Raw genomic sequence first — 23,167 nt, 5'->3', positions numbered from 1 at the left:
GCAGCGTTGGGGCATGAGATGCCACATCGTGCCACCGCACATGCTGGAGCGGATCGCCCGCGGCGCCGACGACCCGGCCCTCCGCGCCCGCGCCCGCCGTACGCTGGCGCTCACCTCCGCGCAGTTCACCGACCGCAAGATGACCGCGGCGGAGGCCCCCGCTCCCTCCGAGGACTTCGTCCCCGACCGGACGATCGCCGACGCGGGGCACCGCGAGGAGCTGCCCGGCCGCACCGTCCGCGCCGAGGGCGCCCCCGCCTGCGGCGACGAGGCGGCCGACCAGGCCTACGACTGGCTCGGCGCGACCTTCGACTTCTTCGAGGCCGCCTACCGGCGCAACTCGATCGACGGCGCCGGGCTGCGGATGGTCTCGACCGTCCACTACGGCGACCGGTACGACAACGCCTTCTGGAACGGCGAGCAGATGGTGTACGGCGACGGCGACGGCGTCATCTTCACCTCGTTCACCGGCTGCCTCGACGTCACCGGCCACGAGCTGGCCCACGGCGTCACCCAGCACACCGCGAACCTGGAGTACTACGGCCAGGCGGGCGCCCTCAACGAGTCCATGTCGGACGTGTTCGGCTCGCTGATCAAGCAGTGGCATCTCGGGCAGACCGCCGACCGCGCCGACTGGCTCATCGGGCAGGGCCTGCTCGCCGAGGGCGTCGACGGCGTCGCGCTGCGCTCGATGAAGGAGCCCGGCACCGCCTACGACGACCCCCGCCTCGGCAAGGACCCGCAGCCCGCGCACATGGACCACTACGTTGAGACGTACCGCGACAACGGGGGCGTCCACATCAACTCGGGCATCCCCAACCACGCCTTCTACCTCGCGGCGACCGCCATCGGCGGCAACGCCTGGGAGAAGGCCGGGCGCGTCTGGTACGACGCGCTGACCGGCGGCACCCTGGCCACCGACGTCGGCTTCGCCGGGTTCGCCGCCGCGACCGTCCAGGCCGCGGCCCGGCTGTACGGTGCCGGCTCCGTCGAGGAGAAGGCCGTGACTCGGGCCTGGACGGGGGTAGGCGTCCCCTTGGAGGCGAACGGATAGGGCATTGAAGGTCACAGTCGTCCGCAGCGGAGGGTTCGCGGGGATCGAGCGGCGCGCCGAGTCCGACAGCGCCAGCGACCCCATGCTGACGAGGCTCGTCCACCGGGTGGACTTGAAGACGGTGCCGCCGCCGGGGCGGATCCCCGACCAGTTCCTCTACGAGATCGACATCGACGGCGACCGCACCACCGTCGGCGAGGCGCAGCTCCACGGCCCCCTCCGCGAGCTGGTGCACCACGTCCTCGGCCGCGCCCGCTGAGCCCGCCGCGCCACCCCCGGGGCGCCCGGCCGGGCAGGGCCGCTATGCCCGTGGAGCGTCCTTGACGAAGACGATTCCGTCCATGTCGGCCAGGTGGGCCGGGTCCAGCGGGGCGTAGCCGAACCAGGGCGAGACGCGCGGTGCGGGCCACGCGCCGCCGAGGGCGATGGCCAGCCGCGGGGCGTCGACGACGCAGCGGTCCTCCGGCAGCGCGTACAGGCGTCCTTCGAGGGTGTCCGGCGGCGGCGCGCCCACGCCGCGGTGCCGGATCGTGCCGAGGGCCGCGGCGAGGAAGGCGTAGTCCCGGCCGAGGCGGGCGCCGGCGAGCGCGCCGGCGCTCCACCATTCCAGCCGCCGCCCGCCCATCCGCATCGAGCTCTTGGCGCGCTGAAGATGGCCGTTGTGGGCGTGCACCAGGGTGGGGCCCCGTCCGGCCGCGGCCAGGAGGTTCTCGGCCATCATGGCGTCCCGCACGCTCACCAGCCACGTCAGGCGGGCCGGTGACGCGTCCGCCATCCAGCGGTGGTAGCGCAGCAGGCCGGTGGCGGTGCGCGCGTAGAGGCGCGCCCGGTCGTGGTCGTCCCGCGAGGCCGCCGGGGGCGGCGGCTGCGCGTCGAGCAGCGCCGCGAGGTCGTCGGCCAGCAGCCGCAGTTCCGCGGCCTCGGCCGACCGCCCCACCGACTTGGACGGGTCCGTCATCGCCGCCGGATCCGTCCAGCGGTCGTCGTCGCCGACCAGGCGGTCCAGCGTTCCGGCGGTGCAGGGCAGCAGGTCCTCGCCGACCCGGGATGCGAGGTACTCGTGGAGCGCGGTGAGCACCCGCCGGGGGCTCGCGGCGTGGGACATCTCCAGCGGCCCGTCGAAGCCGGCGAAGCGGACCCGCTCGGACGCGGGCCGGCCCTCGTTGTACGCGCGCATCCACCGGACGAGCTCGCGGTTGGCGGGAAAGGCGCCCCAGCCGTGGCTGAACCCGCGCTCCATCACCTCGTCGAGGGTGCCCGTGCCCGAGGTGACGTAGTCGTCCACGGCCAGGCCCATCACGCAGTCGCTCTCGATCGCGATCGACCGGTAGCCCTCCTGCTCGACGAGCTGCCGGAAGAGGTCGTTGCGCACCTCCAGCAGGACCTCCTCGCCGTGGGTCGGCTCGCCCAGCGCGAGCATCCTGGGCCGGTCCGGGAGGAGGTCCATGACGGCGGCGGCGTCGACGGCACGCACGGCGTCCTTGATGCCAGTAACCATGCCTTCGACAGTATCTTTGAAATTCCGAGTGAAGCTTTCGGCCGAAAACAGCGCAGTTACCGAGCCAAAAGCTTCAAACAGCGGGAGAGGCCGGCCGGCTTGACCTGGCGTTGGGCGAGGGCGCGGCCGACGACCTCCGCCGGCGCGGGGAAGAGCGGGTCGCCGAACTCGGGCGGCACAAGGCCGACCGGCCGGCCCCGCTCGTCCCGCAGCCGGGTGGGGGCTCGTAGCCGAGCACGTCGAGGGCCATCCGGCGCGAGGGCGCGGGCGGCCTACGCTACTTGCGTCCGGGACACCCGGTTCACCGCGGACAGGATCGCCTTGAGGGAGGCGGTCACGATGTTGCCGTCGATGCCGACGCCCCAGACCGTCGTGCCGTCCACCTCGCACTCGACGTAGGCGGCGGCGCGGGCGTCGCCGCCGGCGCTCATCGCGTGCTCGGCGTAGTCCAGCACGCGCACGCCGATCCCGACCGTGGCGAGCGCGTCCTCGAACGCGGAGACGGGGCCGTTGCCGACGCCCTCGATCTCGCGGATCTCGCCGTCGATGCGGACGTCGCAGCTGAGCACGTCCTTCTCGTCCACGCGGGACGTGGCGCGGTGCGCCAGCAGTCCGGCGCGCGGGCCGTTGGCGAGGAACTCGTCCTGGAAGATCTCCCACATGCGCTCGGGCGTGACCTCGCCGCCCTCGCTGTCGGTGTGCTCCTGGACGACCCGGGAGAACTCGATCTGCAGCCGGCGCGGCAGCTCCAGGGAGTGCTCGGTCTTCATGATGTAGGCGACGCCGCCCTTGCCGGACTGGCTGTTGACCCGGATGACGGCCTCGTACGTCCGGCCGACGTCGTGCGGGTCGATCGGCAGGTACGGGACCTCCCAGCGGTACTCGTCCACCGGTACCCCGGCGGCCTCGGCGTCGCGGCGCAGGTGGTCGAAGCCCTTGTTGATGGCGTCCTGGTGGGAGCCGGAGAAGGCGGTGTAGACCAGGTCGCCGCCGTAGGGGTGCCGCTCGTGGACGGGCAGCTGGTTGCAGTACTCGACCGTCCGGCGGATCTCGTCGATGTCGGAGAAGTCGATCATCGGGTCGACGCCCTGGGTGAACAGGTTCAGGCCGAGGGTGACCAGGCAGACGTTGCCGGTGCGCTCGCCGTTGCCGAACAGGCAGCCCTCGATGCGGTCGGCGCCCGCCATGTAGCCCAGCTCGGCGGCCGCGACGGCCGTGCCGCGGTCGTTGTGGGGGTGCAGCGACAGGACGACGGAGTCGCGGTAGGCGAGGTTCCGGTTCATCCACTCGATCTGGTCGGCGTACACGTTCGGCGTCGCCATCTCGACGGTCGCCGGCAGGTTGACGATGACCTTCCGGTCGGGGGTGGGCTTCCAGACGTCGTTGACCGCGTTGCAGACCTCGACGGCGTACTCCAGCTCGGTGCCGGTGAACGACTCCGGCGAGTACTGGAAGTAGATCTCGGTGTCGCCCATGTCCTCGGCGAGCTTGGCGCACAGCTTGGCGCCCTCGACCGCGATCGCGGTGATGCCGTCCTTGTCCTGGCCGAACACCACGCGGCGCTGCAGCGTGCTGGTCGAGTTGTACAGGTGGACGATCGCCTGCCTGGCGCCGCGCACCGCCTCGAAGGTCCGCTCGATCAGCTCGGGGCGGGCCTGGGTCAGCACCTGGATGACGACGTCGCCGGGGATCCGGTCCTCTTCGATGATCTGCCGGACGAAGTCGAAGTCGGTCTGGCTGGCCGCCGGGAACCCGACCTCGATCTCCTTGTAGCCCATCCGTACCAGCAGCTCGAACATCTTGAGCTTGCGGTGGGAGTCCATCGGGTCGATCAGGGCCTGGTTGCCGTCCCGCAGGTCGACGGCGCACCAGCGCGGCGCCTCGGTGATGACGGCGTCCGGCCAGGTGCGGTCCGCCAGCCTGATCGGCTCGAACGGGCGGTAGCGCTGGAAGGGCATGCCGGAAGACTGCTGTTGCGGATACATCCGTTGAGATCTCTCTGCTCGAACCTCGCGGCCGACGTCCACGTCAAAGTCCCGCAGCGAGGGAGCCGACCTGTTCTACAGGCCCCCGCTGCGGCCGCTAAGGAGGAGCAGCTCACGCAACACGCTCGCCAAGTTAACAGATGCCATCCGGGTTACGGAAACCGGCGTCCGGATGCTGAGACGACAGGGGCCTCCTCCGTCTCACCGAACGCTCCCCTGAGCCCGGGGCATTCCCCGCCGGGGGTCAGGGGACGAGGACGGAGAGGCAGGTCACGCAGCCGTCGAGCGCCTCGAACTCGCTGATGTCGACGCTGGTGACGCGCAGGCCGTCCGCGGCCAGCTGCGCCGCCGTGCGCGGCGCGGAGGCCGCCATCAGGACGTGGCCGGGTCCGAGGATCACCACGTGGGCGCCCGACGGCTCGGGGGCGACGCGCATGCACGGCAGCACCGAGGTGTCCACCATGTCCGGCATGCCGATGAGGCCGCCGTCCGGCAGCGCGGTCAGCGCCGACTTCAGGTGCAGGCAGCCGCGGGTGTCCACCGGGACGACCTTCCGCCCGCCCAGCAGGTGCGCGAGCTGGCAGATGCCCTCCTCGTTGGTGCGGGCGCCGCGCCCCACGTAGACGGTGTCGCCGACGCTCAGCACGTCGCCGCCGTCCAGGGTGCCCGGCGCCTTGATCCGCTCGATCCGCAGGCCCAGCTCGCGCGCCGCCCGCTCCGCGCCCGCGCGCTCGCCCCGGCGGCGCTCCTCCCCCGACCGGCACACGATCGCGACGTCGCCGGAGACGACCAGCGCGTCCTCGACGAACACCGCGTCGGGGTGGTCGTCGGCGGGCGGGACCGCGCGGATCAGCCAGCCCGCCGAGCGCAGCGCCGCGACGTACGCCTCGTGCTGGCGCGCCGCGAGCGCGGCGTCCACCGGGCGGGGCTCGGCGTGCGTGACGATCCCCTCGGCGATCCGCGGCCCGGGCGGGCGGACCAGCGCCGTGCCCGCCGCCTGCCTGTCAGCGCCCTCCATGTCAGTGCGACGCCCCCTCCGTGGTCACGATCACGCCCAGCGCGTACGCGCGGGACATGCCGAGCAGATCCGCGATGGCGTGCAGGGCCCGCCGCTCGCCCTCGCCGAGCGGCCCGTCCGCCAGGCCGATGCGGACGGCCTGGGCGAGGAACCACTCCTTGGCCTCCACCGCGAGCTGGGCCCCGGCCCGCACGACCTCCCGCTCCAGGAACGTGCGGCGCAGCGCGAGGTCGGCCTGCACGGCCTCCGCGTCGTAGTCGGGCTCGCCGTACCCGGTGACCGTCGCGATCGCGCGGGCGCGGGCCGCCGCGTTCGACGGGTCGCCGGCCCGCAGCACCAGCGCGGCCGCCGCGCGCATCCCCGCGGCGAGCGTCTCGGCCATCTGCTGCGCGGTCGGCGTCCGCAGCGCCGAGACGGGAAACCGGCCGCGGCACTTCCGGCACTCCACGGCGTGGCCGAGCCGCCACAGCGGCACCATCGGGACGAAGAACACCGAGAACCAGCGGCGCCCCGCGCGCCTGCGGTAGGCGCGGTCGCCGCCGCACTGCGGGCAGTGGAACGTCCCCTCGCTGACCGTACGGAACACCGCCGTCAGGCCGAAAACGAGCAACACCGGGGTTCTCCTCCCATAACGGACTTTGTCCAACGTACCGATCCGCGGGCCCCGACGTGGCCGTCCCGGGCAATGCCGTCCCTGCCCTTACGCTGGGTTCATGACCGGTGACCTGGGTTCCGACGCGGGACGCGCGCGCTCGCGCCCGTCCTTCCTGCCGCCAGTCGACGGCTATCCGCCGCCCGCGGGCGATCCGGCAGAGCCCGCCGCGCAGCCGCCCCCGCAGCCGCCCGCGCAGCGGCGCGGCGCCCCGTGGATCATCGCCGTGATCGCCTCCGCGTCCGCGCTGCTCGTGTCGGCGTTCCTGCCGTGGGCGCACGCGGACGCCGTCCTGGAGCTGTTCGGCCGGACGCTCAGCCGCGACCTCGGCAGCGTGGCCGGCATCGACGCCGACGACATGGTCCTCGCCGTCCCCGTGCTGGCGGTCATCGCGATCGCGCTGGCCTTCTGGGACCTGATCGGCCGGGACTCGCGGATCGGCGGGCTCGCCGCCGTCCCGGGGGCGCTGGCGCTGCTGGTCTGCGGCATCTTCGTGCTGCGGCTCGGCGACGTCCGCGACGACCTGCCCGAGACCGGCCTGGACCTCGGCTACCAGATCACCGTCCGCTACGGCTGGTACCTGGCGGTCGTCGCGTCCCTGTTCGTGATCGGCTTCAGCCTGGCCCGCCCGATCGGCGAGCGGGTGGCGCGCTCGCAGCGGCCCGCCCCGCACCGGTACGAGCCGCAGTACGCCTACCCGGAGCAGCCCGGCGAGGCCGCCGCCTGGCCCGACGAGGACCGGGCGTGGGGCCGGGGGCCGGACGGGCCGGAGGAGCCCCCGCACCCGGCACCGCGGCCCGAGCCCGAGCCGGGGAAGGATCAGTCGTAGAACCCGAGGCGGCGGAGCTGCTTCGGGTCGCGCTGCCAGTCCTTGAGGACGCTGACGCGCAGGTCGAGGAACACCTTCGTGCCGAGCAGCGCCTCGATCTGCCGCCGCGCCGCCGCGCCGACCTCGCGGAGCCGCGAGCCCTTGTGCCCGATGATGATGCCCTTCTGGCTGGGCCGCTCGACGTACAGGTGCGCGTAGACGTCGACGAGGTCGTCGCGGCCCTCCCGCGGCGCCATCTCGTCCACCACCACGGCGATCGAGTGGGGCAGCTCGTCGCGGACGCCCTCCAGCGCCGCCTCCCGGATCAGCTCGCTGATCATGACCTGCTCGGGCTCGTCGGTGAGGTCGCCCTCCGGGTAGAGCGGCATGCCCTCGGGCAGGTGGGAGATCAGCAGGTCGCCGACGAGGCCGACCTGGAACCCGTCCGCCGCGGAGCACGGCACGATGTCGGCGAACTCGCCGAGCCGCCCGACGGCGAGGAGCTGCTCGGCGACCCGCTCGGGCGCGACCAGGTCGGTCTTGGTCACGATCGCGACCACCGGCGTCTTCTTCACCGCGGCCAGTTCCCGCGCGATGTACTTGTCGCCGGGCCCGACCGGCTGGTCGGCGGGGACGCAGAAGCCGATCACGTCGACCTCGGTCAGCGTCGACCGGACCAGGCTGTCGAGGCGCTCCCCGAGCAGCGTCCTGGGCTTGTGCAGGCCGGGCGTGTCGACGATGACGAGCTGCGCGTCCGGCCGGTGCACGATCCCGCGGATGGCCCGCCGCGTCGTCTGCGGGCGGCTGCTGGTGATCGCCACCTTGGTCCCGACGAGGGCGTTCATCAGGGTCGACTTGCCGACGTTCGGCCGCCCGATGAAGCACGCGAACCCGGCGCGCATGGTCATCGCGGTGTCCCCCTCCTCCGGGCCCTGGCGGCCCTCCGTCGTCGGGAACCGCGGTGCGATCGCGGCCGGAGGCTGCGACGGCTGGTGTGACGGCAAGTGTAGTCGCGCCGGGACGGTCTCCCGGTCATGCCGCGGCGCCCAGGCGGTCTAGGGCGGCGGTCGCGTCCTCGACCCAGCGGGCGGCGCCCAGGCGGCGGGCCACCTCGGCGGCCCTGCGGTAGTGGGCGGCGGCGGTCTCGGCGGGGAGTTCCAGGAAGACGGCGAGGTCGCCGAGGACCTGCGCCACGGGCCCGAGGGTGGCGACGGCGGTCGAGCCGCCGCTGACGTGCCCCTCGTAGGGCAGCAGCGCCGTGTAGACCTCCTCGGCCAGCGCGCGCTCGCCGAGGGCGATCGCGCGCAGCGCCCGGACCGCCATGGTGAGGTCGTAGAAGTAGTCGCGCCGGACGGGACCGGTGCCGGCGGCGACCCGCCGCGCCTCCGCGGTGCGCCCGGCGGAGGCGAGGGCGAGGGCGTGGATGTCGGCGGTGGCCTCGACGTGGCTCCACTGCCGGTGCAGCCACGCGGCGCCGTCCACCAGTTCCCCGGCGCGGCCCTGCACGAGCCGCAGGCAGAAGATCCCGACGAACACCATCCCCTGCTCGCTGAACCAGATCCCGGTGCGGCCGATGGCGCCGCCGATCTCCTCGTAGGCGCGCTCGGCCTCGTCGAAGCGGGCGGCGAAGGCGAGCGCCAGCCCGGCGTGCCAGCCGGCGATCTGGGCGAGCAGCGGCAGGCCGTACTGCTCGGCGAGCCGCCTGCCCTCGACCAGGTGGCGGTGCGCGGCCGGCAGGTCGAGCGCGGCGACGGCGACCTGCTGGAGCTGCAGGTGCGCGAGGACGAGGTAGGTGCCGAGGTCGTGCTCGGCGGCGAGGCCGAGCAGCTCGGTGGCGAGCCGGCGCCGGCGGTGCAGGCCGTCCGCGTCCCGGTACCCGTTGATGTAGCCGCCGTTCAGCGCGGCGGCGAGCAGCTCGGGGACGCCGAGGCGCCGCGCCGTGGCGATGGCCTCGTCGGACGCGGTGAGGCCGCGGTCGTGCTGCTCGCCCTCCAGCTCCATCGCGAGGGTGGTCAGCAGCCGGACGCGGAGCTCGGCCTCGTCGGCGGGGAGCCGCGCGAGCGCCTCGTCGGTGGCCTCCACGACGGCGTGGTCGACGGTGCCGTACTCGCGGCTCGTCCACAGCGTGGGGACGTCGAAGCTCGCGATGATGCGGGCGAGCAGCCGGACGTCGCCGAAGGCGCGGGCGTCGGCGATCGCGGCCAGCCGCCGCTCGCGGGCGGCGACGATCTGCCCGGCGAGCGCGCCGGCGCGGATCGCGGCGGCCTCCGCCTCCAGCCGCTCGCGGGTCGCGCCGGGGCCCCGCGCCCGCAGCGTGTCGACGGCGCGGGCCCACAGGTCGGCGGCGGCGCCGTGCGCGAAGCGCGCCTCGGCGGCCGCGGCGGCGCGCTTCGCGTAGCGGACGGCCTTGTCCGGCTCGGCGCCGGACTCCAGGTAGTGGTGCGCGAGCGCGGCGGCCTCATCGGGCGTGTGCCGCTCCAGGGCGGCGGCGACGCGGCCGTGCAGCCGGGTGCGGCGGGCCCGGGACAGCCCGGCGTAGAGGGTGTCGCGGACGAGGGCGTGCGCGAACCGCATCCGGCCCGGCGCGGGCTCGGTGACCAGGCCGCTGCTCAGCCCCGCCTCGACGGCGTCCAGCACCGTCTCCTCGTCCCCGGCCAGCTCGGCGAGGACGCGCAGGTCGGCGTCGCGGCCGATGACGGCGGCGTCCCGCAGCACGGCGCGGGCCGGCTCCGGCAGCCGGGCGATCCGGCGGCGCAGCACGTCGCCGACGCCGGCGGGCACCCGGCGGGTCGCGGCGGGCAGGCCCTCGGCGTCCAGGAGCCGGGCCGTCTCGCGGGTGAAGAAGGGGTTGCCGCCGGTCCGCTCGGCGATGGCGGACAGCTCCGCGGCGTCCAGGCGGGTGGCGCAGGTGGCGCGGACCAGGACGGCGACCTCGTCCGGCGACAGCCCGCCGAGGTCGATCCGGACGGGTTCGTGCCGGGCGAGGGCCGCGAGCGCGGCGGCGAGGCCCTCGGCGACCTCGGTCTGCCGGAACGTGGCCACCAACAGGACGCGGCGGTCCCGCAGCCGCCCGGCGAGCCGCACGAGCAGGGCGAGGGTCTCCTCGTCGGCCCAGTGCAGGTCGTCGAGGACGAGCAGCAGCGGTGCCGTGTCCGCGAGCCCGGTGAGGTAGTCGCCGACGGCGAGGTGGAGCCGGAACCGCCCCGTGGTGACGTCGGCGCCGCCGGGGCCGGTGGCGGCGTCGTCCAGCAGCGGGGCGAGGCGGCCGGCGAGGCCGGCGGCGGGCGGCGCGGCGGCGGTGAGGTCGCGCAGCAGCTCGGCCCACGGCCAGGCCGCGGGCGCGCCGCCGGTCTCGGGCGCCCGGCCCCACGCGCACGTCCAGCCCTGCTCGGCGAGGTCCGCGGCGAACCGCTCGGCGAGCGCGGTCTTGCCCATGCCCGCGTCGCCGGCGACGAGGACGGCGCCGCCGCGCCCGGCCGCGGCCTCGCGGGCCGCGTCCGCGAGGCGGGCGAGTTCGGCGGCGCGCCCGACGAAGGCGGGCTGCTCGGCGGGTTCGGGCGCGAGCCGCAGGACGGGGCGCACCGGTTCCGGCTGCCCGAGCTCCGGGGCCTGGGCGAGGATGGCGGCCTCCAGCCGGCGCAGGGCGGGGCCGGGGTCGACGCCGAGCTCCTCGGTGAGGACCGCGCGGGCGCGGCGCAGCGCCCCGAGGGCGTCGCCCTGGCGCCCGGCGCGGTAGAGGGCGAGGGCGAGCAGCCGCCACGCCTCCTCGCGCAGCGGGTTGGCGGCGGCGTGCGCCTCCAGGTCGGGGACGGCCTCGGCGGCGGCGCCGAGCCGGAGCATGGCGTCGGCGCGGCGCTCGGCGGCGAGGCGGCGCCGCTCGTCCAGGCGGGCGGCCTCGGCGGCGGCCCACGGCAGGTCCGCGAACTCGGCGTAGGCGGGGCCGCGCCATTCGGCGAGCGCCGCCTCCGCGCTGCGCCGGGCGCCGGCCGGATCGGCCTCCAGCGCGTCGGCGGCCGCGTCGATCAGCGCGTCGAACCGCCACGCGTCGACCGCGCCGTCCGGCAGCCGGAGCGCGTACCCGGGCGGCTCGGTGACCAGGATCCGCGCGGGCGTGCGGGGCGGGCGGTCCGGTTCGAGAGCGCGCCGCAGGTGCGACACGAACGACTGGAGGCCGGCCGCGGCGCGCGGCGGCGCCGCCTCCGCCCACAGGTCGTCGACGAGCCGCTCGGCGGGCACCATCCGGCCCCGCGCGGCGACGAGCCGCGCCAGCACCGAGCGCTGCCGCGGACCGCCGAGGTCGGCGGGCTCCCCCGCCACCTCGGCGCCGAAGGATCCGAGCACGCGTACGACAGGCGACATGTCCCGACCAGCCTAACCGGGACATGTCCCCCCATCGCGATCACTCCCCGCTACGCGCGGCTGGGTTCGGGCTCCCGCGCATCCGCGGCCGCGGGGGCGGCGCCGCCGTGCGGGTCGATCTCCGGCAGGACGCGGGCGAGCGGGCGCGGCAGCCACCAGTTGGCCCGGCCGAGCAGCGTCATCGCCGCGGGCACCAGCACGAGCCGCACGACGGTCGCGTCCAGCGCCACCGCGACCGCGAGGCCCACCCCCATCTGCTTGATCACCAGGCTGGGGTCGGCGGCGAAGCCGAGGAACACCGCCACCATGATCAGCGCCGCGCTGGAGATGACCCGGCCGGTCGCGGCGAGGCCGGAGGTGACCGAGCCGCGCGCGTCGCCGTGCAGCAGCCACTCCTCCCTGACCCGCGACAGCAGGAACACCTCGTAGTCCATCGACACCCCGAACAGGACCGCGAACAGCAGCAGCGGGATGAACGACGACACCGGGACGCTGTGCGGCAGCCCGAGCAGCCCGGCGCCCCAGCCCCACTGGAACACGGCGGTCAGCACCCCGTACGCGGCGGCGATCGACAGCAGGTTCATCGCGGCGGCCTTCAGCGGCGCCACCAGCGACCGGAACACGATCATCAGCATGACGAAGGACGTGGCGACGACGACGCCGATCACCGGCCACAGCCGGTCGGACAGCACCCGGGAGAGGTCCACGTAGATGGCGGTCAGCCCGGTGATCTCCGCGCCGGGCGGCAGCGCGTCCGCGCGGATCCGGTCGACGAGGCCGGTCACCCGCGCGTCCTGCGGCCCGTACTCCGGGGTGACCACGATCACCGCGGCGTCGCCGTGCGGGGACGTCACCGGCGGCGCGACGGCGGCGACGCCGTCGGTCCCGGCCAGCCGCCGCCCCAGCCCCGGCAGGGCGCCGGCATCGGTCTCCCGCAGGTCGACGGTGACGAGCAGCGGCCCGTTCGCGCCGGGCCCGTAGGCGTCGGCGACCAGGTCGTAGGCCTTCCGGACGGTGTTGGACGCCGGCTCGCTGCTCGCGTCGCTCGGCCAGGTCCGCATGGCGAGCGCCGGCGCGGCCAGCGCGAGCATCAGCACCGACGCGGCCAGCAGCCACGGCCACGGGCGCCGCCCGACGTGCGCGGCCCAGCGCCGCACCCGCGGCGACCCGACCGCGATCGCCGCGCCGGCGGCCCGGTCGCGGCGGCGCAGCACCCGCCGCCCGGCCAGCCCCAGCACCGCCGGCAGCAGGGTGACCGCGCTCAGCACGGTCGCCGCGACGACGAGGCCGGTCGTGAAGCCCATGGTCATGAAGACCGGGATGCGGGACAGCACCAGCCCGCACAGCGCGAGCAGCACCGTGACCCCGGCGAACAGCACCGACTGCCCGGCGGTCGCGATGGCCCGTCCCGCCGCCTCCGGCACGTCCATGCCCGCGGCGAGCCCCTCGCGGTGCCGGGTGAGGATGAGCAGCGCGTAGTCGATGCCGACGCCGAGCCCGACCATGGTCGCCAGGGTCGGCGCGGTCGTGGCCACGTCGGTGACCGCGGCCAGCAGCGTGATGCCGGACACGCCCGCGCCGAGCCCGGCCAAGGCCACCGCCAGCGGCAGCCCGGCCGCCACCACCGACCCGAACGCCAGGAACAGGATCACCAGCGCGGCCACGATCCCGATCGCCTCGGCGAGGCCGCCGGGCGCCATGACGTTCTCCGGCACCTGCCCGCCGAACTCCACCTGGTACCCGGCCAGCCCCCGCGTCGCCGACCGCAGCCGGTCGAGCGTCTCCTCGGGCGCCAGGTCCGTGACGGGCACCGCGTACCGGACGGTGATCAGCGCGGTCGCCCCGTCCGGGCTCGGCTGCGCCGGGCTCACCTCGCTCACGTGCGGCAGCTTCGCCAGCTCACCGGCCGCCGCGGCCAGCTTCGCCCGGTCGACCGTCCCCGAATCGGCGTGGACGACGACCCGCGCGTCCGCGCCCGACAGCGCCGGGAACCGCTCCCTCAGCAGGTCCGTGGCCCGCTGGGACCCCGACCCCGCCAGCGTGTAGTCGTCGTGCAGGGCGCCGCCCGCGACCCCGGCGAAACCGGCCACGGCCGCGACGAGCGCCAGCCACACCACGATGAACCGCCAGGGCCGCAGCGCCGCGGACCTTCCCAGGCGGTAGAGCAGACGGGACATGTTCACTCCCCGAATCGGCTTGTCTGACCGTCCGAGGGTCGCGCGGGGCCCTTGCCGCCCACTTGGCGCTGACTTGCGAGCGACCCCGTACGCTTGGCGGCGTGAGCGAGCTGAACCCCGAGGACGCCAAGATCATCACCCTGGCCAGGTCGGCGCGGGCCCGCACGGGCGCCGCCGAGGGCGCGGCCGTGCGCGACGAGACGGGCCGCACCTACAACGCCACGAGCGTGGACCTGCCGTCGCTCAAGCTCTCCGCCCTCAAGGCCGCCGTGGCGATGGCCGTGTCCAGCGGCGCCGAGGACCTGGAGGCCGCGGCCGTGGTGACGGCCGCCGGCGCGCCCGACCCGTCCGACGTCCAGGCCGTCCGCGACCTCGGGCCCAAGGCCCCCGTACTGGTGGCCGCCCCCGACGGCACGCTGCGCACCACCCTCTGACCGGGCACCGGCCGCCGACCGGGCGGGTCAGCGGGACCGGTCGGACTCCCCGGCCGCCGGCGCGTCCGCCGCGGTGGCGCCCAGCCTCTTCACCAGCACCGTGCCGATCCGGTTGCGGCGGCCGGCGATGGTCTCGGCCTTGAGGGAGAGGACGGGGCCGCCCTCGCCGGAGCCGACCTCCGCCGTGGAGCCCTCGATGGGGACGCGGCCGAGGGCGTGCGCCAGCAGGCCGCCGACCGTCTCGACGTCCTCGGCGTCGAGTTCGACGTCGAACAGCTCGGCGAGGTCCTCGACGGGGAGGCGGGCGGTGACGCGGGCGGAGCCGTCCGGGAGCCGGGTGACCGGCGGGATCTCCCGGTCGTACTCGTCGGTGATCTCCCCGACGATCTCCTCCAGGATGTCCTCGATGGTGACGAGCCCGGCGGTGCCGCCGTACTCGTCGATGACGATCGCCACGTGCGTCTGCCGGGCCTGCATCTCCCGCAGCAGCTCGTCGATCGGCTTGCTGTCGGGCACGTAGGTGGCCGGGCGCATGACCGAGTCGACCGTCTCGGTGGACTCGCCCTCGGGGTGCTCCTGCGCGCGGCGGACGACGTCCTTCAGGTAGGCGATGCCGACGACGTCGTCCTCGTTCTCGCCGACGACGGGGATGCGGGAGAACCCGCTGCGCAGCGCGAGGGACATCGCCTGCCGCAGCGTCTTCGTGCGCTCGATGAACACGATGTCGGTGCGCGGCACCATCACCTCGCGGACGAGGGTGTCGCCCAGCTCGAACACCGAGTGGATCATCTCCCGCTCGACCGGCTCGATCAGTTCGCGCTGCTCGGCGAGGTCGACGAGGTCGCGCAGCTCCGCCTCGGACGCGAACGGGCCCTCCCGGAACCCCTTGCCGGGCGTCAGCGCGTTGCCGAGCGCGATCAGCAGCGCGGGCAGCGGCCCGAGCACCCGGGTCACCGGGTGGATCACCGCGGCGCCCGCGAGCGCGATCCGGTCGGCGTGCTGGATGCCGAGCGTGCGGGGGCCGACGCCGATCACCACGTAGCTGACCACGATCATGATCGCGGCGGCGGTGACGTAGGCGCGCCACGTCTCGTCCAGCCAGGAGATGCACAGGTCCGCGACGATCACGGTGGCGACCAGCTCGCAGCCGATCCGCAGCAGCAGCACCATGTTGACGTAGCGGGCCGGGTCGGCGACGACCTCGGCGAGCTTGCGCGCGCCGCGCCGCCCCTCGCGGACGACCTCGTCGACGGTGACGCGGGAGACCCGGGCGAGCGCCGTCTCGGTGCCGGCCAGCAGGCCCGCCATGAAGACCAGGCCCGCCGCCAGGGCGGACAGCCACGCCTGCGTCGTGCTCATCAGCCGCCGCGTTTCTCCCGCCAGGAGGTGAGCAGCTCGGCCTGCAGGCCGAACATCTCCCGGTGCTCTTCCGGCTCGGCGTGGTCGTAGCCGAGGAGGTGGAGGATGCCGTGCGCGCACAGCAGCTCCAGCTCGTCCTCGGTGCTGTGCCCCGCCGACCGCGCCTGCCGCTCCGCCACCGCCGGGCACAGGACGACGTCGCCGAGCAGCCCCGGGTCGGTCTCGCCGTCCTCGTCGGCGCCGCCCGACATGTGGCCTGGGCGCAGCTCGTCCATCGGGAAGGAGAGCACGTCGGTCGGGCCGGGCTCGTCCATCCACTTCTCGTGCAGCTCGGTCATCGCGGCCTCGTCGACCAGCAGGACCGACAGCTCCGCCAGCGGATGCACGCGCATCCCGTCGAGGACGTGCCGGGACAGCGCCGCGATCGCCTGCTCGTCGACCTGGACGCCCGACTCGTTCAGCACCTCGACGGTCACTGCCGCCCCCGCTTGCGGGACCCTCCGCGGGGGCCCTGCTTGAGCTCCGGCACGCGCGCCTCGTCCCACCGGTTGTAGGCGTCGACGATGTCGGTGACGAGCTTGTGCCGGACGACGTCGCGGCTGCTCAGCCGGCAGAAGTCGATGTCCTCGACGCCCTCCAGGATGTCCTGGACGACGCGGAGCCCGCTGGTCTGCCCGCTCGGCAGGTCGACCTGGGTGACGTCGCCGGTCACGACCACCTTCGACCCGAAGCCGAGCCGGGTGAGGAACATCTTCATCTGCTCGGGCGAGGTGTTCTGCGCCTCGTCGAGGATGATGAACGAGTCGTTGAGGGTCCGCCCGCGCATGTACGCCAGGGGGGCGACCTCGATGGTGCCGGCGGCCATCAGGCGCGGGATCGAGTCGGGGTCGACCATGTCGTGCAGCGCGTCGTACAGCGGCCGCAGGTACGGGTCGATCTTCTCGTAGAGCGTGCCGGGCAGGAACCCGAGCCGCTCCCCCGCCTCGACCGCGGGACGCGTCAGGATGATGCGGTTGACCTGCTTGTCCTGCAGCGCGCGGACGGCCTTGGCCATCGCCAGGTACGTCTTGCCGGTGCCGGCGGGGCCGATCCCGAACACGATCGTGTGCTTGTCGATCGCGTCGACGTAGCGCCGCTGGTTCAGCGTCTTCGGGCGGATCGTGCGGCCCCGGCTGGACAGCACGTCCAGGGTCAGGACCTCCGCCGGGCGCGTGCCGTTCTCGCCGCGCAGCATCGCGAGGCTGCGCTCCACCGCGTCGGGGGTGAGCTGGGTGCCGCCCTTCAGCAGCTCCAGCATCTCGCTGAACAGCCGGGACGCCAGGTCCGTGTCGGCCTGCGGGCCGGTCACGGTGATCTCGTTGCCGCGGACGTGGATGTCGATGTCGCTGCCGAACGACTGCTCGATCGCGTGGAGCAGCTCATCCCGGGAGCCCAGCAGGCTCACCATCGAATGGTCGTCCGGCACCACGATCTTGATCTGTGCGCGCGAGCCGTCGCGGTCGTCGCGCTCCGTGCGAGTTGCCCTCGTATGAGTTGATTCGACCATCAGCCGGGCCTTGCGGCCTTCGGACCTGCCTTCTGTCTGCTCCGGGTGTCCAGATATGTCGTTTCCATCGTACCGACCGCCCCCGGCAGGGCGCCGAAAGGTTTTTTCGCGCCGCGCGATCACCCGGCCGCGTCCCCGGGCGGCGGGGCCCCGGCGGGCCCCGGCGGGGCGGTCAGCCGGGCGGCCAGTTGAGGCCGCGGCCGCCCAGCACGTGGGCGTGCACGTGGAAGACGGTCTGCCCGGCCTGGGCGCCGGTGTTGAACACGACCCGGTAGCCGGCCTCGGCGATGCCCTCGTCGACGGCGACCCGGTGCGCCTCGCGCAGCACCTCGGCGAGCAGCTCGGCGTCGGAGGCGGCGAGCTCCCCGACGTCCGGGTGGTGGTCGCGCGGGATGACCAGCACGTGGGTGGGCGCCTGCGGGTTGATGTCGCGGAAGGCCACCGTCCCCGCCGACTCGCGGACGATCTTCGCGGGCACGTCCCCGGAAACGATCTTGCAGAACAGGCAGTCGATCATCTGTCTCCCCTCGCCGCGGCCCGTGGCCGGCCCCGGAATCCTATCGGGAGCGGGCCCCGCGGCCCGCCGCGGACACGGTTCCGGGTGATCGACCTCCGGTTGCGGTCACCATGACGGCCGGTCACTGGTTAAGGTTGTCAACTCAAGGCGTACCCCCCGGTCCGCACGGCGTTGCCGCGTCCTGCCGGTTCGGGCGGGGCGCCCGATTCATGCCGCCCCGAGGGAGCCCGTCCGAATGGACGGCCGGGGTCGGCGAAGGCGGCGGACAGGTGACCGAGGCAGACCAGGACATGCCCTTTCGTAAACCGGGCCAGGAGGGCGCGCGTCGAACTGACGTGACCGAGACCCTCGTGGCCAGGGGCACGGCGGGGGCGGTGGCCGTCGCCTGGGACGCCGACCAGGCGGTGACCGCGCTCTACAGCGCCAACTACCGCTCGCTCGTACGCCTCGCCGCCATGCTCGTACGGGACGCCGGGACGGCCGAGGAGGTCGTCCAGGACGCGTTCGTCGCGATGCACGGCGGCTGGCGGCGCCTGCGCGACCCCGACAAGGCCCTGTCGTACCTGCGCCAGTCCGTGGTGAACCGGTCGCGATCGGTGCTCCGGCATCGCGCCGTCGTCGAGAAGTACGCCCCGAAGGGCCTGCCCGACGCGCCGAGCGCGGAGGCCGGGGCCATCGGGGAGCTGGAACGCTCGGCGGTCATCGACGCGCTGTCCCGGCTGCCCGCCCGCCAGCGGGAGGCGCTCGTCCTCCGCTACTACGCCGATCTCTCCGAAGCGGAGATCGCGAAGGCGATGGGCATCTCCCGCGGTGCCGTGAAGAGCCACACGGCGCGCGGCATGACCGCACTACGCAACGTCCTGGAGCAATTCTCATGACCACCGACCCCCACGACGAGCACGGCGAGATCCTCCGCCGCGCCCTGCACGCGGAGGCGGACTCGGTCAACCCCGCGGGCGACGGGCTGGAGCGCATCCGGGCCCGCATAGCCGACGGCCAGAGCCGCCGGTTCGGTCTCGGACGGTTCCTCGGCCCCGCCCGGTTCGGGTTGGACCGGTTCACCGTCGGCTGGGCGCGGCCCGTGCTCGCCGTGGCCGCCGCCGTCCTGATCGCCGCGCTCGGCGTGACGGCCCCGCAGACCATGAGCCTCATCCAGCAGACGGTCGGCAACAACGGGCCCGCGGACGGCGGGGGGAACGACACCGGCAGGGACCGCACCGACGCCCAGGGCAACCCGCAGTTCCCCGACCCGTCGTCGCCGGGGGCCAGCGCGTCCGGCTCCCCGTCGGCCTCGCCGACGACGAGCCCCAGCTCCTCGCCGGGCCTGTCGTCGTGCCGCATCCCGCAGCCGGGCGCCGCGTCCGCCTCGCCCGGCACGACCGCCACGCCGACCCCGGCGGCCACGCCGTGCCCGAGCGAGACGCCGACCACGCCGGCGACCACGCCGCCGCCGTCGACGCCGACCGCGCCGCCGACCTCCGGCAAGCCCACCGACACTCCGACGCAGACGCCGACGAGCGAACCGGCGGGCACGACGGAGCAGGGCGCCGCGGCCACGACGCCCTGACGGCCGGCACGTTCTGACCGCCGGCGCGCCCTGACGGCCCGCGTGCTCTGACGGCCCGCGTGCTCTGACGGCCCGCGTGCTCTGACGGCCCGCGGCAGGGGCTTCACCAGCGTCCGGTGGCGGCCAGCAGCACGCTGGCCGCCGCCACCCCGGCCGTCGACGTGCGCAGCACGGTCGGGCCGAGCCTGGCCGGGCGTCCGCCCGCCGAGGCGAACCGGTCCAGCTCCGCGTCCGTGATCCCGCCTTCGGGGCCGACCACGAGGACGATGTCGCCGTCCCGGGGCGGCTCGGCGGCGCTCAGCGGCGCCTCCGCCTCCTCGTGCAGCACGAGGGCCAGGGACGCCCCGGCGACCCGCGCGGCGACGTCCTCGGTGGACGCCAGATCCGGCACGTCGGGGAGCCTGCTGCGGCGCGCCTGCTTGGCGGCCTCCCGCGCGGTCGTGCGCCAGCGTCCGAGGGCTTTCTCGCGGCGTTCGGGACGCCACCGGGTGACGCAGCGGTCCGCCGCCCACGGCACGATCACGTCCACGCCGACCTCGGTCATGGCCTCGACGGCCAGTTCGCCCCGGTCGCCCTTCGGCAGCGCCTGGACGACCACGATGCGCGGCGCCGGGGGCGGCTGCCGGTGCCGCGCCCGCACGTCCAGCGTGAGGGACGCGCGGTCGGCGGCGGTGACGACGCACTCGGCCAGCAGCCCGGCGCCGTCGGTCAGGTCGACGCGCTCACCGGGCCGCAGCCGCCGCACGGCCGCCGCGTGCCTGCCCTCGGGGCCGTCCAGGACGACCGTGCCGCGCTCCAGCGCGTCCGTCCCGGTGAGGAACACCGGCGGGCTCATATGGGTCCTCCCCCGGGGTCACCCGCGCTCCGAGTCGCCGCGGAGGCCCTCCCGGTATGCCTCCGCCACGGCCCTTCAGTGCTGGTTGAAGACGTCCTTGATGCGGGAGAACACGCCGCTGCGCTGCCCGGGGGCGAACCTGCCGGGCGGGCGCTCCTCGCCGCGCAGGGCCGCGAGGCGGCGCAGCAGCTCCTCCTGCTCCTCGTCCAGCCGGGTCGGCGTCTCCACGTTCACGTGGATCATCAGGTCGCCGCGGCCGCTCTCGTTGAGGTGCCGGACGCCCCGGTTGTACAGCGTGATGACCTGCCCCGACTGCGTGCCGGGCTTGATGTCGACGCTCTCGGCCGCGTCCAGCGTCTCGATCGTCACGCTGGTGCCGAGCGCCGCCGCGGTCATCGGGATCTCGACCGTGCAGTGCAGGTCGTCGCCCTCCCGCTCGAAGATCGGGTGCGGCTTCTCCACGATCTCCAGGAACAGGTCGCCGGGCGGGCCGCCGCCCGGGCCGACCTCGCCCTCGCCGGCGAGCTGGATGTGGATGCCGTTCTCCACCCCGGCCGGGATCTTGACCTTGACGGTGCGCCGGGTGCGGACGCGGCCGTCGCCGGAGCACTCGGTGCACGGGTTGCGGATCACCGACCCGAACCCGCCGCACGCCGGGCACGGCCGCGCCGTCATGACCTGGCCGAGGAACGAGCGCTGCACCTGCTGCACCTCGCCGCGGCCGTGGCAGGTCTCGCACGTCTCCGGGTGGGTGCCGGGCGCGCAGCCCGACCCCTCGCAGGTGGCGCAGGTCACCGCGGTGTCGATGGACAGCTCGCGGGTCGTGCCGAACGCGGTCTCGGCGAGGTCGAGCTCGACCCGCAGCGTCGCGTTCCGGCCGCGCCGCGCCCGCGACCGCGGGCCGCGCGAGGTCGCCGTCCCGAAGAACGCGTCCATGATGTCGCTGAACGGGAACCCGGCGCCGCCGAACCCTCCGGCGCCCGCGCCGCCCCCGGAGGCGAACGGGTCCGCGCCGAGGTCGTACATCTCGCGCTTCTTGGGGTCGGAGAGCACCTCGTACGCCTGGGTGATCTCCTTGAACTTCTCCTGGGTCTCCGGATCCGGGTTGACGTCCGGGTGGAGCTCGCGCGCGAGCCGGCGGTAGGCCTTCTTCACCTCGTCGGCGCTGGCGTCGCGCCGGACGCCCAGTGTCGCGTAGTAGTCGTTCGCCACCTTACGACCCCGCCAGGATCTGTCCCACGTAGCGTGCCACTGCCCGTACCGCTCCCATCGTGCTGGGGTAATCCATGCGTGTAGGCCCGAGCACTCCAAGCCGGGCCAAGGTGAGGTCGCCCACCCCGTAGTCCGCGGCGACGACCGAGGTCGATCTGAGGCCCAGGTCGGGGTTCTCGGTGCCGATCCGCACCGTAACTGTAGAGGAGTCTCCGGTCTCGCCGAGCAGCCGCATGAGGACGACCTGCTCCTCAAGCGCCACCAGCACCTCCCGCAGGCTCTGCGAGAAGTCCACGGCGGCGAGGTTGGCGGCGCCGGCGAAGACGATCTTCTCCTCGTGCTTCTCGACGAGCGTCTCCAGCAGGACGGACAGCACCGCGGCCGCCGCCGGCCGGTCGTCCGGCCCCACCTTCTCGGGGAGGTCGGCCACCGCCGCCGGCACGTCGCCGAGGCCGAGCCCGTCCAGGCATGTATTGAGCAACGCCCGCAGGTGCCCGATCGATTCCTCGGAGACCGGGCCCGGCGTCTCGATGACGCGCTGCTCCACCCGCCCGGTGTTGGTGATCAGGACGAGCAGCAGCCGCCCCTCGGCGACCTGGACCAGCTCGACGTGCCGCACCGACGAGCGCGTCAGCGACGGGTACTGCACGACGGCGACCTGCCGGGTGAGCTGCGCGAGCAGCCGCACCGTGCGGCTGACGACGTCGTCGAGGTCGTAGGCGCCGGACAGGAACGTCTCGATCGCGCGCCGCTCGGCGACCGACAGCGGCTTGATCGTGGACAGCCGGTCGACGAACAGCCGGTAGCCCTTGTCGGTGGGCACGCGCCCGGCGCTGGTGTGCGGCTGGGTGATGTAGCCCTGCTCCTCGAGCACCGCCATGTCGTTGCGGATGGTCGCCGGCGACACTCCCAGGTTGTGCCGCTCCGCCAGGGCCTTCGACCCCACCGGCTCGTTAGTGGAGACGAAGTCCTCGACGATGGCGCGCAGGACTGCGAGTTTACGGTCGTCCAGCACGGCGTCACCTCCCTCGTCCGGCCGGCCTCCCCGCCGCTGGCACTCCTTACTCCTGAGTGCCAAGTGTACGGCCCCGAAAGCCTGATCGGAGTGCTCGCGCACTCCCGTACGGCTGCGTGATCCTATCCGCATCGGGCGCGGACGCCACGCCGGGGGACGAGGGGCGACGCCGCACGGCGCCCGAGCCGGGTTAATGTGCGGACCCGTGCGCAGCAAGGACTACGGAAACGACGTGCTCGCCGGCGACTGGCGCAGACCGCGCAAGGGCCGGATCCCCGAGGTCCCCGCCGAACCGGGGCTGGTCGCGGAGGATCCGGACAGCGGGTTCTGCGGCGCCGTCGTCGGCTGCGACAAGTTCGGCGTCACCCTGGAGGACCGGTTCGGCAAGCGCCGCGTCTTCCCGCTCACCAAGTCCGGCTTCCTGATCGACGGCGAGCCGGTCACGCTCGTGCGGCCGTCCGCCGCGCCCAAGGGCCCGGCCCGTTCGGCGTCCGGCTCAGTCGCCGTCCAGGGGCTGCGCGCCCAGGTGGCCAAGGAGAGCCGCATCTACGTGGAGGGCGTCCACGACGCCGAGCTGGTCGAGAAGATCTGGGGCCACGACCTGCGCGTCGAAGGCGTCGTCGTGGAATACCTCGAAGGCGTCGACGACCTGCCCGCCATCGTCGAGGAGTTCGGCCCGGACGAGGACCGCCGCCTCGGCGTCCTCGTCGACCACCTGGTGGAGGGGTCCAAGGAGTCCCGGATCGCCGCGCAGGTCTCGTCACCGCACGTCCTCGTCACCGGGCACCCGTTCATCGACATCTGGGAGGCCGTCAAGCCCGCGACCGTGGGCATCCGCGCCTGGCCCCGCATCCCCCGCGGCATCCCGTGGAAGGAGGGCGTCATCGCCGAACTCGGCTGGGGCGACGACACCGGCGCGGCCTGGAAGCGGATCCTGAACTCGGTCAACACCTACACCGACCTGGAACCGGCCCTGCTAGGCCGCGTAGAAGAACTAATAGATTTCGTAACTGTGTAGCCCCAGGGGGCTGTGTTTGCCCAGGGGGGCGACCCCCTGGAACCCAGTGAGACTAGGGATGTAGACGCTGCCGGTGGGGCTGGCTCTTTGGAACCGCGACCTTGTTGTTGAGT

At 74.2% G+C, this 23,167-nt stretch carries 21 protein-coding genes; 7 read left to right on the top strand and 14 right to left on the bottom strand.

What is annotated here, in order from left to right:
- Positions 1–13: 13 nt before the first annotated feature.
- Complete coding sequence (locus ABTW95_RS32410; protein ID WP_500228287.1) at positions 14–1,054, top strand: M4 family metallopeptidase; 1,041 nt, start codon at positions 14–16, stop codon at positions 1,052–1,054.
- 4 nt (positions 1,055–1,058) lie between these two features.
- Complete coding sequence (locus ABTW95_RS32405; protein ID WP_396445181.1) at positions 1,059–1,313, top strand: protealysin inhibitor emfourin; 255 nt, start codon at positions 1,059–1,061, stop codon at positions 1,311–1,313.
- A 42-nt stretch (positions 1,314–1,355) separates the two neighbouring features.
- Here the strand turns inward: ABTW95_RS32405 and ABTW95_RS32400 are convergent, their stop codons facing one another.
- From ABTW95_RS32400 to ABTW95_RS32385, 4 genes are all read right to left on the bottom strand, one after another.
- Positions 1,356–2,552: an erythromycin esterase family protein gene (locus ABTW95_RS32400; RefSeq protein WP_396445182.1), complete on the bottom strand. Its 1,197-nt coding sequence runs from the start codon at positions 2,550–2,552 to the stop codon at positions 1,356–1,358.
- A 272-nt stretch (positions 2,553–2,824) separates the two neighbouring features.
- Complete coding sequence (leuA, locus tag ABTW95_RS32395; protein ID WP_396445184.1) at positions 2,825–4,537, bottom strand: 2-isopropylmalate synthase; 1,713 nt, start codon at positions 4,535–4,537, stop codon at positions 2,825–2,827.
- A gap of 244 nt (positions 4,538–4,781) precedes the next feature.
- Positions 4,782–5,555 (bottom strand): dimethylargininase, encoded by a 774-nt coding sequence (ddaH, locus tag ABTW95_RS32390; RefSeq protein ID WP_396445185.1) that lies wholly within the window; start codon positions 5,553–5,555, stop codon positions 4,782–4,784.
- Between the two features lies 1 nt (position 5,556).
- Positions 5,557–6,168: a hypothetical protein gene (locus ABTW95_RS32385; protein ID WP_396445186.1), complete on the bottom strand. Its 612-nt coding sequence runs from the start codon at positions 6,166–6,168 to the stop codon at positions 5,557–5,559.
- A 100-nt stretch (positions 6,169–6,268) separates the two neighbouring features.
- Here ABTW95_RS32385 and ABTW95_RS32380 point away from each other — a divergent pair, with 100 nt between their 5' ends.
- Positions 6,269–7,036 (top strand): hypothetical protein, encoded by a 768-nt coding sequence (locus ABTW95_RS32380; protein WP_500228286.1) that lies wholly within the window; start codon positions 6,269–6,271, stop codon positions 7,034–7,036.
- Here ABTW95_RS32380 and era read toward each other — a convergent pair.
- From era to ABTW95_RS32365, 3 genes are all read right to left on the bottom strand, one after another.
- A complete protein-coding gene (gene era, locus ABTW95_RS32375; protein WP_396454999.1) occupies positions 7,027–7,923 on the bottom strand; it encodes a GTPase Era in 897 nt (298 codons plus the stop codon). The two genes, ABTW95_RS32380 and era, sit on opposite strands and share 10 nt — an antisense overlap.
- Positions 7,924–8,047: 124 nt before the next feature.
- Positions 8,048–11,374, bottom strand: a complete 3,327-nt coding sequence (locus ABTW95_RS32370; RefSeq protein WP_396445189.1) for an ATP-binding protein — start codon at positions 11,372–11,374, stop codon at positions 8,048–8,050.
- Positions 11,375–11,424: 50 nt separating this feature from the next.
- Entirely contained in the window at positions 11,425–13,551 is a 2,127-nt protein-coding gene (locus ABTW95_RS32365) for an MMPL family transporter (RefSeq protein WP_396445190.1), read from the bottom strand.
- A 101-nt stretch (positions 13,552–13,652) separates the two neighbouring features.
- Between ABTW95_RS32365 and ABTW95_RS32360 the strand changes: the two genes are divergently transcribed.
- On the top strand, positions 13,653–13,985 hold the full coding sequence (locus ABTW95_RS32360; RefSeq protein ID WP_396445191.1) for a cytidine deaminase-like protein: 333 nt from the start codon (positions 13,653–13,655) through the stop codon (positions 13,983–13,985).
- 27 nt (positions 13,986–14,012) lie between these two features.
- Here ABTW95_RS32360 and ABTW95_RS32355 read toward each other — a convergent pair whose 3' ends face one another.
- The 4 genes from ABTW95_RS32355 to ABTW95_RS32340 all read right to left on the bottom strand — a co-directional run bounded on the left by ABTW95_RS32355 (position 14,013) and on the right by ABTW95_RS32340 (position 17,407).
- Positions 14,013–15,344 (bottom strand): hemolysin family protein, encoded by a 1,332-nt coding sequence (locus ABTW95_RS32355; protein WP_396445192.1) that lies wholly within the window; start codon positions 15,342–15,344, stop codon positions 14,013–14,015.
- On the bottom strand, positions 15,344–15,820 hold the full coding sequence (ybeY, locus tag ABTW95_RS32350) for an rRNA maturation RNase YbeY (RefSeq protein WP_396445193.1): 477 nt from the start codon (positions 15,818–15,820) through the stop codon (positions 15,344–15,346). Before ybeY ends, ABTW95_RS32355 begins: the two co-directional genes overlap by 1 nt.
- Entirely contained in the window at positions 15,817–16,890 is a 1,074-nt protein-coding gene (locus ABTW95_RS32345) for a PhoH family protein (protein WP_396445194.1), read from the bottom strand. The genes ybeY and ABTW95_RS32345 overlap by 4 nt, the downstream gene beginning before the upstream one ends.
- A 172-nt stretch (positions 16,891–17,062) precedes the next feature.
- Complete coding sequence (locus ABTW95_RS32340; protein ID WP_396445195.1) at positions 17,063–17,407, bottom strand: histidine triad nucleotide-binding protein; 345 nt, start codon at positions 17,405–17,407, stop codon at positions 17,063–17,065.
- 290 nt (positions 17,408–17,697) lie between these two features.
- Between ABTW95_RS32340 and ABTW95_RS32335 the strand changes: the two genes are divergently transcribed.
- Both ABTW95_RS32335 and ABTW95_RS32330 read left to right on the top strand, forming a co-directional pair.
- The gene (locus ABTW95_RS32335) at positions 17,698–18,285 is read left to right on the top strand and encodes a SigE family RNA polymerase sigma factor (RefSeq protein WP_396445312.1); all 588 of its coding nucleotides are present in this window, start codon (positions 17,698–17,700) and stop codon (positions 18,283–18,285) included.
- Positions 18,282–18,974 (top strand): hypothetical protein, encoded by a 693-nt coding sequence (locus tag ABTW95_RS32330; protein ID WP_396445196.1) that lies wholly within the window; start codon positions 18,282–18,284, stop codon positions 18,972–18,974. Before ABTW95_RS32335 ends, ABTW95_RS32330 begins: the two co-directional genes overlap by 4 nt.
- Positions 18,975–19,077: 103 nt before the next feature.
- Here ABTW95_RS32330 and ABTW95_RS32325 read toward each other — a convergent pair whose 3' ends face one another.
- From ABTW95_RS32325 to hrcA, 3 genes are all read right to left on the bottom strand, one after another.
- Positions 19,078–19,809 carry a 16S rRNA (uracil(1498)-N(3))-methyltransferase gene (locus ABTW95_RS32325; RefSeq protein WP_396445197.1) on the bottom strand — a complete coding sequence of 244 codons (732 nt, stop codon included), beginning with the start codon at positions 19,807–19,809 and terminating at the stop codon, positions 19,078–19,080.
- Between the two features lie 75 nt (positions 19,810–19,884).
- Positions 19,885–21,021: a molecular chaperone DnaJ gene (gene dnaJ / locus ABTW95_RS32320; protein WP_396445198.1), complete on the bottom strand. Its 1,137-nt coding sequence runs from the start codon at positions 21,019–21,021 to the stop codon at positions 19,885–19,887.
- Between the two features lies 1 nt (position 21,022).
- Positions 21,023–22,036: a heat-inducible transcriptional repressor HrcA gene (gene hrcA, locus ABTW95_RS32315; RefSeq protein WP_396445199.1), complete on the bottom strand. Its 1,014-nt coding sequence runs from the start codon at positions 22,034–22,036 to the stop codon at positions 21,023–21,025.
- A gap of 205 nt (positions 22,037–22,241) precedes the next feature.
- Between hrcA and ABTW95_RS32310 the strand changes: the two genes are divergently transcribed.
- Positions 22,242–23,054: a DUF3097 domain-containing protein gene (locus tag ABTW95_RS32310; RefSeq protein ID WP_500228285.1), complete on the top strand. Its 813-nt coding sequence runs from the start codon at positions 22,242–22,244 to the stop codon at positions 23,052–23,054.
- Positions 23,055–23,167: the final 113 nt, after the last annotated feature.

Origin of the sequence: Spirillospora sp. NPDC127506 (assembly GCF_040302145.1) — a bacterium.
Classification (GTDB): domain Bacteria; phylum Actinomycetota; class Actinomycetes; order Streptosporangiales; family Streptosporangiaceae; genus Spirillospora.
This window is presented reverse-complemented; position numbering and strand designations above follow the sequence as displayed.